The following is a 14822-nucleotide window of genomic DNA, read 5'->3' as shown; positions in this document are numbered from 1 at the left end:
AAGTTAAAAGTTAAAAGTCAAAATTACAAAGTGTGACTTTTGTAGCTTTATTCCGAATTACGAATTAATAATCTACCAATGAAACAAGAATTAACTGCTTTAGAATCTAGCTTTAATCAGTTGTTAGAAACTCTGCTTATCAAGAAATTAGAGCATGAGGAATTTACCCTGAAACTCAGCAGTGAACAAAGTCAATTTACGCGGTTTAATCATGCGAAAGTTAGACAAACTGGCTGTGTAGCTGATGGGTCGATTGAACTAACTTTAATGGCAGAGCAACGCAGTAGTTCTAGACAGTTTCCCTTTACCGGAAATTGGGAAAAAGATTGGCGAAAAGCACATCAAGCCTTACAAGAATTACGCGATGAAATAACGATATTACCAATTGACCCTTATTTAGTTTTACCTTCCGGCAATAATACGAGTCGGGAAGTTCATCATAGTAATTTATTAGCACAAGAAGATATAGTTTCTAGCATCTTAGCCGAAGTCGCAGAACTCGATTTTACAGGCATTTATGCGGGTGGAATAGTAATTAAAGCCTATGGTGATTCTAGCGGACAAAAACATTGGTTTGCGACTGATACTTTCACACTAGATTATTCATTGTTTATCAGTTCAGGTAAAGCTGTTAAAGGTACATTTGCTGGTAGTAATTGGGATGTAGCAAGTTACGCCGCAAAAATCAACGAAGCCAAAAAACAACTCAATTTGCTGTCGCATCCAGCCAAAGAATTACCTAGAGGTCAGTATAAAACTTATTTTGCACCTGCGGCTGTAGCTGATTTATTACAGATGCTATCTTGGGGTGCTGTAAGTGAAGCAGATATCCAACAAGGAAACAGTGCTTTAGCTGCTTTATCCCGTAAAGAAAAACAGTTATCTGCTAAATTTAGCTTAAAAGAAAACTTTCAATTAGGTTTAGTACCACGCTTTAATGAATTAGGTGAAATGGCAGCACCAGAGTTAGCAATAATTGAAAATGGCGTATTAGTAAATAGCTTAGTTAATTCTCGGACTGCCAAAGAATATCAAAAAACTGCTAATGGTGCTAACAGTTCGGAAACCTTACGCACGCCAGAAATCAGTCCAGGAAATTTAAGGTTTGAGCAGATTTTATCAAACTTAGACACAGGGTTATACGTCTCGAATTTGCATTATTTAAATTGGAGCGATCGCCCCACAGGTAGAATTACAGGTATGACCCGTTACGCCTGTTTTTGGGTAGAGAACGGCGAAATCGTTGCACCCATCGAAAATCTCCGCTTTGACGACAGCCTCTATCGCTTTTGGGGAGAAAATTTAGTCGATTTCACTAATTTCCAAGAATTTATTCCCGAAGTTGACACTTATGAAAACCGTAAATTAGGTGGTAGTCTGGTGCCTGGGATGTTAGTCAATGATTTTACTTACACTTTGTAATCTCTGACAAAAAACATCAGTCTCAATAACTTGACAACTTAGGGTAGACTTTGATATTACAAGAACAGTGGTGATGAAACTCGCCTTCTGGAACAACCAGAGAACCGCCCCTATGGCTGATAGTTTCTAGTTCAATACTGCAATTAACCTGCTGTAAACAAGTAGGTGGTAAGAGCTAAAAACTATTAGTCAGCTTGGAGTAAAAAAATGGGCGAAAGTTTTTTGGAGATTTTGAAAGAAAGCTTTAGAAAAATTAAGCTGCAAAGTTTAGAAACTACCAAAACAGCTTTAATTTGAGCTGGTTGGCTAGAACTAACAATAAATAAACTTTTTGTCACATCCAACAGGTTCTATTTGATAGACATAATCCTGGCTCGTCATCGACCGTCTATATTTACATGATTATCTGCATTGACTTGCAGATTTTTTTATTAACAATCACTTCATCTAAATCTATTAACACAAGCCAGCAAGAAATCATAGCAATTTGAATATGAATAAAATACGCCAACTAGAACAGTTAATTGCCTTACCCCAACTTAGCAAGTGGTTCATTATCTCCTTGGTGGTTGGTATTCTTTCTGGCATAGGTTCTGCTGCTCTTTTGGCATCGTTGGAATGGTCAACCGATTGGCGAGAATCACATCTTTGGATAATTGCACTATTACCTTTAGGCGGTTTTTTAAGTGGTTGGATTTATCATCAATTTGGCAAACGGGTAGAGGCAGGAAACAATCTTTTACTGGAAGAAATTCATAACCCCAAAGATATTATTCCTTTGCGGATGGCTCCTTTAGTTTTGTTTGGTACAGACCTAACTCATTTATTTGGAGGTTCCGCCGGTCGGGAAGGTACAGCCCTACAAATAGCAGCTTCACTAGCAGATAGATTGACAAAGATATTCCACTTTAAACACACGGATCGACGAATTTTATTAATGGCAGGTTTAAGTGGAGGATTCGCTTCAGTTTTCGGAACTCCCTTAGCAGGAACCATCTTTGGTTTAGAAGTTTTAGCTATTGGGACAATCCGACATGATGCACTGTTTCCTTGTTTAATTGCCGCAGTCGTAGGCGATCGCGTTACCTTAATGTTAGGTTTGCATCATACAGCCTATCGTCACGCCCCCGTTATCCCCACAATCACTGTCATGGGGCTGATTTCGGCAATTGTCGCTGGTGCAATCTTTGGCATTGTAGCGATGATTTTTGCCAAACTAACTCATAAAATCAGCCACATTTTTCAAGAAAAAATCTCCTATCCGCCTTTACGCCCCGCCATCGGTGGTGTGATTGTGGCATTAGCTGTTTGGGCAGTCGGAACTACAAAATACATTGGACTGGGTATTCCCACAATTGTTAATGCTTTTAATACTCAGTTACCACCGTGGGATTTTGCTACCAAAATAGCTTTTACTGCTTTGACTTTAGGAGCAGGTTTTAAAGGAGGAGAAGTAACTCCTCTATTTTATATTGGTGCAACATTAGGTAATGCTTTGTCTTTGATATTAGCTCTACCTGCACCACTACTTGCAGGTATGGGGTTTGTTGCTGTATTTGGTGGTGCAGCCAATACCCCTATCACCTCAACTTTGATGGGCATTGAACTGTTTGGCTTAGAATCGGGAGTTTTTATTGGTATTGCTTGTGTAGCCAGCTATGTTTTTTCTGGTCACGTTGGTATTTATAAAGCACAACGCCTTGGCTCAGGCAAATACCATTTTATGCCTGTACAAGAAGGACGAAGTTTAGCTACCCAAGCCCTAGAAACTACTCAGACTGTAGAAAAAAAGATTGAACAACAAATTTATTTACTCAATGACCTGAATTTTGGGGGATTTGTACGCCAAAGAGAAGAAATTGAAATGCACAATTTGACAGTATTGCGTTTGTATTTTCACTCTGGCTCTCGTGTACCTAGAAAAACATTTTGGCAAAAATTAACAGCACCATCTTTAACTTATTATTTAGCTGCCCGTGCTAAAGAATTTGGTATTGAACAAGTTATAGTACACCGAGTTTCGATGGGATTTTTAAAAGGAGATGATTTGCACCATGATCATCACGAATTTCCTCATCACAAACTTCCTCAATGTCTGGAATTAATTGACCAAGAGGAGAAACTACGAAGTTTTCTAGATGAACATAATGATGAACTCAAACAAGTAAGAGTTGTTTTATTAAGATGCGATGAATTTTTACCATAATGAATTTAGAACAACTGACAATTTATCGATATGTATAAAATTAATCTACAATTTCAATTTGATAACTATAACCTTGCTCAGTTAAAAATAACTGACGATGACGAGCAAAATCTTCTTCACAAGTACGCAGGGAAACTAAAGTATAAAATTGTGCGGGACGACCATCAGATTTCGGGCGTAAAACTCTACCCAAACGTTGGGCTTCTTCTTGGCGAGAACCATATTTACCAGATACTTGAATGAGGACATCTGCATCTGGTAAATCAATGGCAAAGTTACCAACTCTGGATAAAACAAGTCCGCCTAATTCCCCTTCTCGAAAAGCTTGATAAAGTTTTTCTCGTTCTTTTTCGGGGGTTTTACCAGTAATTAAAGGTAGTTGGGTAACTTGGGCGATCGCTTCCAATTGCGACAGAAATTCGCCAATAATTAAAATGCGGTGTCCTGATTCTTTTGCTAACAAGTCTTTGATAACTTGCAGCTTGCGCGGATTTTCGGCGGCGACACGAAACTGATTGCGCCTGGGTGCTAAAGCATATTCCATCTGGCGTTCTTTATCTTGAGATACGCGAATTTCTGTACAACTCGCCGTGGCGATAAAACCTTCACCTTCTAATTCGCGCCACGGAACATCATACCGTTTCGGCCCAATCAGGGCGAAAACATCACCTTCTCTACCATCTTCCCGAATCAGGGTGGCGGTGAGTCCCAAGCGTCGACGGGCTTGCAGTTCAGCTGTGATGCGGAAAACTGGCGCGGGGAGGAGATGAACTTCGTCGTAAATGATTAAACCCCAAGAACGCGCACTAAATAAATCAAAGTGGGGAAAGTCACCGTCGCGCTGATGGCGATAAGTCAGAATTTGATAAGTTGATAAGGTAATCGGCCCTGTATTTTTGACTTCGCCACTGTATTCTGCGATCGCATCTTCCGGTAAGTCTGTTTTATCCAACAATTCCCGCCGCCACTGTCGCACGGATGTTAAACTAGTTGTTAGTACAAGCGTACTCTCTTGCACGGCAGCGATCGCAGTCATACCGACAATTGTCTTACCTGCACCGCAGGGTAGCACGATTACGCCACTGCCACCTTGTACTCTTCCCGACTGATAAAATGCTTCTGCTGCTTGATTTTGGTAGTCCCGCAGCAGAAATTTTTTGCCTGTGCGTGTCTCTTCGCGCAACTGTATTGCTAAAGCATCGCCAGTGACATAACCTGCAATATCTTCCGCCGGATAGCCAGCCCCTAACAAAGCCTGTTTGAGTACGCCACGCAAACTCGCCGCGACTTGAAAACAAACCTCGGAAAGTCGCTGACCTAATAATGGGGCGACTTGCTTATCCCGCGACAGCAACTCCGCTAAAGGCTGATCACTCATCCGCAGCAGTAGATTATCTCCATCCCGTTCAATTACCGTCAAGCCATAGCGACTACCCAAGGTGCTGATTTCTTGGGCGACTGCTTCCGGGATGGGATATTTTGCATAGTCCCGCAACGCTGCTACCATTGATTCCACCTGCATCCCCGCCGCCCGTGCATTCCAAATACTTAGGGGGGTAATTTGGTAAGTGTGGATATGTTCGGGACTTTTGATTAGTTCAGCGAAAGGTGAGATCGCTTCTCTGGCTTTAGCTGCTGTGGGAGAATGTACTTCTAAAAGAATAGTGCGATCGCTCTGCACAATCAGCGCATTTTCTGGGATGTAAGTCATAATTTTGTCAGCTAAATCCTACGAAATATAATTTTAGTAATACTGTCAGGCAATAGTATAGATAGCCTAAAATATTGAAGTAATAAATGATAATGGAAAGGTACAATTATCATAGTTGTTTGGTTTCGCTGGCGCTTCACTCAACCTACGAAAACTAAAAAAACAGAACATTTTCACAAAGCTAAAGTGAGGTAAACTTGTGCAAATACTAGAACCACAATATTTTACCATCCCAGAATATTTAAACTTAGAAGACAAAGCTGATTTTAAAAGTGAGTATATTGACGGAATAATTATTCCAATGGCTGGTGGAACTGCAAATCATAATCGAATTTCTGGCAATTTTTATGCTATTTTGAATTTTGCTTTTAGGCAACAAGATTATGAAGTCTTTAACAGTGATATGCGGTTATGGATACCTAAACAACGTATTTATACATATCTAGACATTTCTATTGTTGCAGGTAAAATAGAATTTCTGGAAAATCGGACAGATACAATTACCAATCCAAAATTAATTGTTGAGGTATTATCAAAATCCACTGAAAGTTATGACAGAGAAGGAAAATTTAAGGTATATCGTACCATACCATCCTTTGAAGAATATTTGTTAGTTGAGCAGGATAGAATTTTTGTAGAACATTTTTATAAGACTGCTAATAAGCGATGGTCTTTACAAGAATATGATGCTGAAGATGAGTTGATTAATTTAGTTACTGTTCCCTTGGAAATTAAATTACAAGATTTATACAACAAGGTCGAATTTGAAGTTAAATCTGATGTTGAACAATGATAGCTCACTTTAAACTACCGATTTCTATAACCACCATTAATTACAATATCTTTAATACATAAATAAATAATCAACACAGTGAGTAAAAACTGCATAAATTGTAAAATAGGGTCTAATCGCCAACCATGAAAAACCAAAATCAACCCAGAAGTTAGCAGAAAAATAGGGATAATTATAGTTTGAAAAACATAAAGAATTAAAGAGAAAGTTTCTAATCTTCTAGCGCGTTGAATCAGCAGAATTATCATAGCCAGTATGTAAGCTACAGCAAAAATAATCTGCACAAAACCAATCAAACTGGCAACATTGAACCCGAAATTTACTTGCATAAAAATTAATTCATTCATGATGAATTTTAACCACTCAACGCAATACTATAACCCAATTTTTTCACGGCGTTTCGGAATTTAGTTTCTGATTCGCTAGGCACAACTAAATGCTTTTCTCCGGCTAAGAAACACAGCTTTTTGGTGCGGGAATCGTTGGCGATTAATACAGCTAAAGCTGCATCAGTGCATTCTATCAACCGGGCTTGGCCGCGATCGCGCAAACTATTGCCTCGCGCTTCAATATCTGCTAAAAATTGATTGACGGTTTCTGGTATTTCATGACCACTCCGGGCTTGCAGAAATTCTCGTAATTGGGTGATACTTTGCCCTTCTTCTATCGCACCTAGTAACTTAGCTGTCTCCAACCGCCACACCGCATCCGAAATTTTTTGGGCGTAAACATCCAATACCAGAGTATCAGCAGGGGTGAGTGGTTCGCCAGTCGCGGCTATTTCTAAATTTGGTAACACTCGAAATACCGCCCGTACTTCTAACGGTGGCGGTGTATAGTCGTTTTGCAAACCCAAGCAGTATGCACCCAAGGGTGTTAATTGCAAACACATCAAACCATCGTAACGGCTGAGAAACGGTAAGTCATCGGTTCCCCATAAGTCTGTATAATCAGGACGAACACCACCAGGATTAACATAGGCGATATTAATCATCCCCAAAGTGGCGACGTATTCAAATAGCAGACATAAAGCATATCTGCCTTGCAAAATCTCCCAATCATCGCCACCATTACCTAAGCTACCGTAATGGGAATCACTAATATACAAGTTCCAAGGATTGCGGGTAACTTCAAAATTGTAGCCTTTGGCGAGAATACAGCGAAACAGTTCATTAACGCCCATCCATCGCCCTACAGGACACTCTGCTAAGGCTTTGGTAATGGCTTCGCGGCGTTTGTCTGGGGCGGTTAAACCTTGCTTACCTTTGCCTGTTTGCCCTTTAATAGAGTCTATGCGGCGTAGTTCGTCTAATACTTTATTTTTTAGCCATTTTTTCCAAATATTGCGGATGGTGGCTGCGGGTGGGTTGGTGAGGGCTTTTTGTCCAGTTTTGGTTAAGACTAGACGTTTACTAGAAAGTTCGGCTAAACCTGCGGCTTGGACTAACATTGCCCAGGCGAAGGGCTTAATAAAACCGATTTTTTCGTATGATGGTGTAGATGGGTCATCGTTGTAATAATCGCCGCCAGTCAATACAGAGGCGATCGCACTCATACTACTATTATTTGGATATCCAGTTTTATCGCTAACACTGAGTTTTCCGGCGTTAATTAATCGTAGTACCGCGAGTAAATCTTGTTGTGCAGCAGTTTCCATTTCACACTGCTTGACGACAATTTCTTTTTCATGGGTTTCTCTTTCGCGGGTTTTCCAGTTCCATTCTCGCCACTGCAAACGAAAAACCTCTGGACATTTATCTAAGCTAGTAATTGAAAATTCTGCTGGTGGCGAAACAAAGGCTTTTAAGCGTGTTTGTAAATCTTGAGGAATAATATTGCTGTAGATAAATAAACACAATAACGATGGTTGACGCTTGTAACCGAATGCGTCGGATGTTCCCCAATTGGGTTCTTCCAGATATTTAGCATAGAAACTTGTAGCGTTAAACAAACCATCTGTGTTGTAAATTGTTTCCGCTACTGCCTTTTGTTGCAGATGATCTAGTTCTCGCCACAATTGTTGCAGATTTTCCCCCACAAGATGACGGTGAATCACTGCAATGATTTCCGCTTTGCGCGTGGGTTTACTATTAGTATTTAGTAACGCTGCCAGCTTTTTTAGTTGATCAACAGATAATTGTTGTAAAGCCTCATCAACTGTGGAAATGCTTAACTGATCCTGATAGTAAGGCATGATTATGCACTGGAAATAACCTGCGATTTTCAACCTATAAGCAAAATAGGTTTAGGAAAATCTTACAATATTAAGTGCTGAGTCAAGAAAATATACTAACCTCTAGTCTCTAACCTCTAGCCTCTAGTACAGATCGGCGTAAAGAAGCAGACCATTAGAAATAGCTAAAAAGCTGACTTGATAAGTATTATTTCTTTTTACTTTTGCCTTTTTACTTTTGCCTTGTTGTACTAGCCTCTAACCTCATTTCTTTTTTGAAGAATAATTCTGAGATTGATTTTCTTGGCGTAATTGTTGTCTGCCATTGGTGATAATTCTTAACATATCTTTGAGGTCTTGCTCGATATTTTCGAGGACAGTATCGGCATATTGATCAGCACCATCTTCAATTTCTTGAGCTTGTGCGATCGCAGTTTGACGCATTTGTTCTAATTCTTCCATACAAGCTTGCCGCCTGCGTTCAACTTCCGCAAGGGTTTCTTGCATCATCGCCTCGCATTCTTGCTGGGTTTTGCGCCGTAGCTGTTCTGCTTCGTGTTCTGCCTGCCTGAGAATATCACTTTCTGCCAAAATTTGCGCTCTTTTGGCTTGGGCAGCTTCGACAATTTGCTGTCCATATTCTTCGGCTTCTAACATGACATCTTGCTTGTGTTGCAAAATTTCCGTTGCTTCTTGGAACACCGAAGGTAAAGAAACGCGAATAAAATCAAGCTGTTCAAAAAGTTTGTCTTCGTCTATTAATGTGCGCCCCGTTAGGGGAACTCGCCAACTCGACAAAATCAAATCTTCTAAACGGTTGAGTTCTTGCTGAATATCTACACTTCCGCTTCGGGAGTTGTCCCCGTTGCCGACTCCATTGGGATACTCTGGAGGGGAGGGATAACTGCCGTTGTGGTTGGGTTCGCTATTGGATAGTTGTGGTTGTAGCATTTGTGTATATCTAAGGCAATGTGCGGGGGAACAAGATGATCGACAGAACCACCAAATCTTGCGATCTCTTTTATCACACTACTACTTAAAAAACTATACTCATTTGATGTTGCGAGAAAAACTGTTTCAATTTGAGTAGACAGAGTTTTATTCGTGTGCGCCATCTGTAATTCTACTTCAAAGTCAGAAATCGCTCGTAAACCGCGTAACAACACTTGTGCTTGGCGTTGTTGGGCATAATTTACAGTCAAACCATCAAAACTATCTGCTTCGACATTGGGTAGATGTTGCGTAGCTATCCGAATTTGTTCTAATCGTTGCTGCACAGTAAACAACGGCACTTTATTAGGATTCCGCAGTACAGCGACAATTACCTTGTCAAACAGCCGACTACCACGTTGAATAATATCAAGGTGTCCTAAAGTAATGGGATCAAAACTGCCGGGATAGATAGCAATCACAATATTCGATGTATCACAGTTATTGAGGTGATTATATCGGATTCCACTGTGCGGAGTGGGGAGTTGGGAGTTGGGAGTTGGGAGTTGGGAATGGGGAGTTGGGAGTTGGGAGTGGGGTAGACAAGGTAGAAATATTGCTTCCTTGTCTCCCTTGTCCCCTTACCCCCTTACCTGTAACCTGTCACCTGTAACCTGTCACCTCTAAAGCCCATACTGACGATAAACCTCACTAGCCGCGCGATGGATGAGAGAATGTCGCCACACTAGAGATTTCATGTCATCGGCGTATCCACCGCCAATTACACAGGCGACGGGATAACCTGCGCTGACACAGGTATGTAAAACTTGCATTTCTCGACGGAATAGCCCAGTGTCAGTTAAAGCTAATTTGCCCAAGCGATCGCCTATATGAGTATCCACCCCCGCATCGTAAAATACTAAATCAGGACGAATCTCTGATAACAAATCTGGCAAATATTCAGCCAAGGTTTGCAAATAAGCATCATCTTCCATTCCCACGGGGAGGGGAACATCTAAATCACTTTTTTGTTTTGTACCGGGAAAATTAATTTCACAGTGCATTGAAAAAGTAAATACACTGGCATCATCCTCAAATATAAAAGCCGTACCGTCGCCTTCATGTACATCCAAATCGACAATCAGAATTTTCTGTACCAGTCCGAGTTTTTGTAAAACGCGAGATGCGATCGCTAAATCGTTGAAAATACAAAAACCAGATCCATAACTGGGGAAGGCGTGATGAGTTCCCCCAGCCGTATTGCAAGCTAAACCCTGACTTAACGCCATCTGAGCCGTGAGTATCGTACCACCAACCGCCACACAGGTACGATTGACTAAAGCCGGACTCCAAGGCAACCCGATGCGGCGTTGGGCTTTATAGTCTAGAGTTCCATCACAATATGCTTGTACATAATTTGGTGTATGCACTAACTCAATCAACTCTGGTGATGGACGCTGTGGAGTATGAAACTGGTTTGAGTGTGCTACTTGATCAGTCAATAACAATTCATACAATTTGCAAAACTTAGCCATTGGGAAACGATGTCCTGCTGGCAAAGGTGCAACATAGTCTGAATGATAAATTATTGGCAAGTCCATATTATGTATTTTTAACCATATTCCGATACTAAATATACCTAAAGATTACAATAATACTGTTTTTGTAAGATGAGCTTTAGCAATAATTGTTTTATAATGTTCCTTTAATTTTTGTCGTTCAATTTAAGAAATCACACTAATTATGACCCAATGGATTGTACCGGCTGCCCTGATTTTATTTAGCTTGTTAATTGGTGTAGTTTGCGAGAAGTTCTTATTTCATAAATTCAAAACAATTATTATCCAAAAACATATCCCTGGCAGTCGAATAATTTTTCATGCTTTACATCGAGTCACTTTTATTTGGTTTCTATTAGCAGGTTTTTCATCAGCTTTAGTCGCTGCCTCTCCCAATCTCAGCCCAGAATTGAAAATTGTCTGCCAAAGAATCATCACAATTATTTTTCTCTGTTCCATCACTTTAGTTGTAGCAAGGCTGACTGCTGGTTTTGTCAATTCCTGGACACGAAAAGCTGAAGGAGTTTCAGCCTCACTAATTTCTAATTTGGCAAAAACGGCAGTTTTTATTTTAGGGGCATTAATTCTCTTACAAACATTAGGGGTAGCAGTTACACCACTAGTCACGACTTTAGGAATTGGTGGTATAGCAGTTGGTTTAGCACTGCAAGATACATTAGCAAATTTATTTTCTGGTTTTTACTTAATTATTTCTAAACAGGTCAGAACTGGTGATTACGTCAAGCTAGATGAAGGACATGAAGGTTACGTTACAGATATTACTTGGCGCAATACTACTATTAAAGAGCTTTCAAATAATGTGGTGATTGTACCTAATTCTAAATTAGCTTCGGCAATTTTTACTAATTACCATCTTCCAGCTAAGGAAATTACTTTAACAATGAATGTGGGAGTTAGTTATGACAGTGATTTAGAACAAGTCGAAAAAATTACTGTCGAAGTTGCTAAAGATGTGATGCGAGAAATTGCTCCAGAATTAATTGCCAATGAACCTTATATTAGATTTCATACATTCAATGATTTTAGTATCGATTTTACTTTGTATATGCGAGTCAGTGAATATTTTGATCAGCGAATGGGCAAGCATCTGTTTGTCAAAAAATTACACAAACGTTATCAAGAATCTGGTATTTCTATTCCCTTTCCCATTCGGGATATTTATGTTCACAATAACAATTGAATGCTAGAGATTAGAGGCTAGGAACTAGGGTTTGGCAAGCCGTAACACACCAAAATATTGGCGGTAGATGTGTTACGCTGTCGCTAACACCATTTCACGAAAAATTTGATACAGATGTAAACCCTAAAAGCTTTGCTGTATCTAAGTTTTTTAATTGCGTTAGCGCAGCGTTAGCGACAAAGGAGCGTCATTGCGAATTGCGAATTGTGAATTGGTATAACACATCCTACGTATATTTCAAAAATGAAATATGAGTCATAGAGATAAAAAAGAAGGTAAAAGATAACTAATCAAAAATGATTTTCATCTTTTACCTTTGAGTTGTATCCTACTGTGCATTGGTAGAAACGATGAATGGCATTTCTACAAAACTTGAATATTATCTTCTACCAGGAGTTCTACCACCTTCATCGTTACTACCACCGTGGGGGCGAGAATTTCCTGGGTCGCAGCCTTCAGAACCGTTACCAATTCCTTGGTTACAATGACGGCGGAGTTTTTTATCATCATCATCGTCATCATCGTCATCGTCATCATCGTCATCATTATCAACAGATGATTTAATTTCTGTTTGGTCTACCGCATACTGTGAGTTAATTTCTACAGCTTCACCAGTGCTGACTAACGCTTTATATATCAAGGCTGCAACTTCGGCTCTTGTGGCTACCTTGTCAGCATTGAGAGTCTGAACATTGGGATAATTAACCACAATACCGCGTTCTGTCAGTGCCGCGATCGCATTTCGCACGTCACTGCGAATAGTTGTAGCATCTGAGTAAGCTGCCAAAATTGACTCTGTAGAACCACTAAAGGTATAGTTTAAGCCTCTGGCTAACGATAGCAAGACTTCTAAACGAGATAAAGCTTGGGTAGGGTTGAATTTATTCCCCGAAATGCTGAGAAAGCCTGTAGAGTAAGCTTTACGGATGGCACTGTAAGCCCAATAATTTGCCGATACATCTCTAAAGCTAACCGCCTGACGAATGTTGGCTTTTTCAAAAGCTTGGCTAATCATCGCGGCAAATTGGGCGCGAGTTACCTGTTCATCAGGGTGGAAAGTCCCATCAGGAAAACCTTGAATAACTTGCAAAGCTGCTAACTCGGCAATAAAATCACTAGCCCAATAGTTACTCGAAACATCGCTAAACTTAAACTGGATACCTTGAGCTACACCAATTTCACGGTAACTCATCATCATTTGACCGATGTCATAAGTAGAACTATCATCATCACTAACTTCGTTAAGTTCTACTAAACGTCCGGGTTCAGCTTTTAACGCTTCTGCCAAGCTGTAACTAAAGGTACTCATTGTTTGGCGTATTAAGGCAAATTTACCACTACTAAAGGATGTGGGGTAAATACTATTTGTCGAAACTGAGGATAAACCTTCTGCCTCAAATTGGTTAACTTTCACAGTTTGAGAACTGCTAAGAAATGTTACCCGTTGGTCGCTAACTTGGGTGAAGTAGTCGTAAGTGGCGCTACCAGAATCAATTGTGCCGTCTTCATCTGCATCAACTCCGTAAACAGTGCGAACAACTTGATATTCGCTGGGATTAGCTGACAAAATTAAGTTCACAGTGCTGAAAGCTGGCAAACATTCAAATTCGCTGTAGCCAATAAAGCGGTTTTGAGTATCGTATAGTCTAACAACTATGCGATCGCCTGCTTTAATACCTTTAACAAATTTTGCCTTGCGCTTGGCTTTATATTTATAGTCACCAAGAAATCTTTCTTTTAAGAAATTGCTGTGGCGTTTAGATTTGAAGGAAACACGGGCAATTACTTCCGAAAATTCCCCAGATGGTTGCAAAATAGCCAGATTAAAACCCGTCTTTTTGGCTTTAACTACTGTACTCGTCGCACTCACTTGGGTATTGCGTTGGGCTACAACATTTCGTTGAATCCTTGTCCGACTAATTTGACGAGTGGTAGTTTCTCGACGAGAAATTAAAGCTGTCAAACTCTGGGTAGACTCTTCATCAAGTTTAGCCACACTTCCTGATTCATCAGTGCGGTACACCCAAACTTCCTTGGCGTTGCTAACTACTATATGCCAACCAGGGACTACTGCTTGAGAACAGTTATCTTCTGCTTTTAAACCCAAACAGCCATTAGACCAAGTTTGCTGTTGGGCTTTAATTACACGTAAAGTTGAAGCTTGTGAACCTGTGCGACTGGAAATATCTTCTAAAACAGCAACTTTTACTGATTCTGGTAAATCTGACTCATTGCTGCCTAACTCATCTGCTAACAGTTGTTGCGTTGTAGAGTTAACAGGTGTTTGCGCGATGGTGGTAGAGAACCGAGGAGTTGCAGAAGCTGAAAAGATGGGCGAAAACATTGCCACTGAAGTAGCAGCAATGATAAATTGGCTCAAATGAGCGAAAGAACGAGTTTTTTTGTGTTTCATCTCACACCATACCAATCGGTGAGTAAGTGAAGAGAATGTAAATTCCCTTGACTTATTAATCCCGTTGTGTAAGTGAAACTAACATTTCTAAAACTTATTTGGATTACTTAACAATAGTGCGATCGCTTGCTCTTTGAAGATGTGTTCACAAAATAGAGCAATCCTAAATAATTTACCAACCCCTCTCTCCCTACCTGACAGGTGTAGGTTTTTTACAAGGGTGTGAGTAGTCATTCACTCTCGACAGAATGTGGTTTCTGCGCCTGGAACATCTTGGTCAGGTCGAATTATTTGCTTTGTAACCAATCCAGTTGAATGTACATTACTTGCCCGTTGGGATCTTGGCTACAAAGATCCTTGGTTGATTCTGACTGACCTTGAGCCAACGAGCGCGTCCGCACTCTGGTACGGTTT

At 40.3% G+C, this 14822-nt stretch carries 11 protein-coding genes and 1 riboswitch; of the genes, 4 read left to right on the top strand and 7 right to left on the bottom strand.

Annotated features, from left to right (window positions below):
- Nucleotides 1-78 precede the first annotated feature (78 nt).
- A complete protein-coding gene (locus H6G74_RS26025; RefSeq protein WP_190970404.1) occupies nt 79-1422 on the top strand; it encodes a TldD/PmbA family protein in 1344 nt (447 codons plus the stop codon).
- A gap of 60 nt (nt 1423-1482) precedes the next feature.
- Nucleotides 1483-1558: riboswitch (Fluoride riboswitch) on the top strand.
- Nucleotides 1559-1915: 357 nt separating this feature from the next.
- Nucleotides 1916-3628, top strand: coding sequence for a DUF190 domain-containing protein (locus H6G74_RS26020; RefSeq protein WP_190970403.1), 1713 nt, complete (start codon nt 1916-1918; stop codon nt 3626-3628).
- A gap of 40 nt (nt 3629-3668) precedes the next feature.
- Here the strand turns inward: H6G74_RS26020 and H6G74_RS26015 are convergent, their stop codons facing one another.
- Nucleotides 3669-5339, bottom strand: coding sequence for a DNA repair helicase XPB (locus H6G74_RS26015; RefSeq protein WP_190970402.1), 1671 nt, complete (start codon nt 5337-5339; stop codon nt 3669-3671).
- 199 nt (nt 5340-5538) lie between these two features.
- On the opposite strand from H6G74_RS26015, the gene H6G74_RS26010 reads away from it, so the two are divergent.
- Entirely contained in the window at nt 5539-6132 is a 594-nt protein-coding gene (locus H6G74_RS26010; protein WP_190970401.1) for a Uma2 family endonuclease, read from the top strand.
- A gap of 14 nt (nt 6133-6146) precedes the next feature.
- Here the strand turns inward: H6G74_RS26010 and H6G74_RS26005 are convergent, their stop codons facing one another.
- The 5 genes from H6G74_RS26005 to H6G74_RS25985 form a co-directional block, all read right to left on the bottom strand.
- Nucleotides 6147-6479, bottom strand: a complete 333-nt coding sequence (locus H6G74_RS26005) for a Ycf66 family protein (protein WP_190970400.1) — start codon at nt 6477-6479, stop codon at nt 6147-6149.
- 8 nt (nt 6480-6487) lie between these two features.
- The gene (locus tag H6G74_RS26000; protein ID WP_190970399.1) at nt 6488-8326 is read right to left on the bottom strand and encodes a helicase-associated domain-containing protein; all 1839 of its coding nucleotides are present in this window, start codon (nt 8324-8326) and stop codon (nt 6488-6490) included.
- Between the two features lie 243 nt (nt 8327-8569).
- Nucleotides 8570-9256, bottom strand: a complete 687-nt coding sequence (locus H6G74_RS25995; RefSeq protein ID WP_190970398.1) for a DivIVA domain-containing protein — start codon at nt 9254-9256, stop codon at nt 8570-8572.
- Entirely contained in the window at nt 9142-9717 is a 576-nt protein-coding gene (coaD, locus tag H6G74_RS25990; protein WP_190970397.1) for a pantetheine-phosphate adenylyltransferase, read from the bottom strand. Before coaD ends, H6G74_RS25995 begins: the two co-directional genes overlap by 115 nt.
- Nucleotides 9718-9918: 201 nt before the next feature.
- Entirely contained in the window at nt 9919-10836 is a 918-nt protein-coding gene (locus H6G74_RS25985; RefSeq protein WP_190970396.1) for a histone deacetylase family protein, read from the bottom strand.
- A 142-nt stretch (nt 10837-10978) separates the two neighbouring features.
- Between H6G74_RS25985 and H6G74_RS25980 the strand changes: the two genes are divergently transcribed.
- A complete protein-coding gene (locus H6G74_RS25980; RefSeq protein WP_190970395.1) occupies nt 10979-11995 on the top strand; it encodes a mechanosensitive ion channel family protein in 1017 nt (338 codons plus the stop codon).
- A 379-nt stretch (nt 11996-12374) separates the two neighbouring features.
- Here the strand turns inward: H6G74_RS25980 and H6G74_RS25975 are convergent, their stop codons facing one another.
- A complete protein-coding gene (locus H6G74_RS25975) occupies nt 12375-14408 on the bottom strand; it encodes an S-layer homology domain-containing protein (RefSeq protein ID WP_190970394.1) in 2034 nt (677 codons plus the stop codon).
- Nucleotides 14409-14822 lie beyond the last annotated feature (414 nt).

Source organism: Nostoc spongiaeforme FACHB-130 (assembly GCF_014698475.1).
In the GTDB taxonomy this organism is placed as follows: Bacteria; Cyanobacteriota; Cyanobacteriia; order Cyanobacteriales; family Nostocaceae; genus Nostoc_B; species Nostoc_B spongiaeforme.
This window is presented reverse-complemented; position numbering and strand designations above follow the sequence as displayed.

Bases quoted from the DNA above. Each gene is read 5' to 3' on its own strand.
- H6G74_RS26005 (WP_190970400.1), bottom strand. From the start codon at position 6,479: ATGAATGAATTAATTTTTATGCAAGTAAATTTCGGGTTCAATGTTGCC.
- H6G74_RS25975 (WP_190970394.1), bottom strand. From the start codon at position 14,408: ATGAAACACAAAAAAACTCGTTCTTTCGCTCATTTGAGCCAATTTATC.
- H6G74_RS25985 (WP_190970396.1), bottom strand. From the start codon at position 10,836: ATGGACTTGCCAATAATTTATCATTCAGACTATGTTGCACCTTTGCCA.
- H6G74_RS26025 (WP_190970404.1), top strand. From the start codon at position 79: ATGAAACAAGAATTAACTGCTTTAGAATCTAGCTTTAATCAGTTGTTA.
- H6G74_RS25995 (WP_190970398.1), bottom strand. From the start codon at position 9,256: ATGCTACAACCACAACTATCCAATAGCGAACCCAACCACAACGGCAGT.
- H6G74_RS25980 (WP_190970395.1), top strand. From the start codon at position 10,979: ATGACCCAATGGATTGTACCGGCTGCCCTGATTTTATTTAGCTTGTTA.
- H6G74_RS26000 (WP_190970399.1), bottom strand. From the start codon at position 8,326: ATGCCTTACTATCAGGATCAGTTAAGCATTTCCACAGTTGATGAGGCT.
- H6G74_RS26015 (WP_190970402.1), bottom strand. From the start codon at position 5,339: ATGACTTACATCCCAGAAAATGCGCTGATTGTGCAGAGCGATCGCACT.
- H6G74_RS26020 (WP_190970403.1), top strand. From the start codon at position 1,916: ATGAATAAAATACGCCAACTAGAACAGTTAATTGCCTTACCCCAACTT.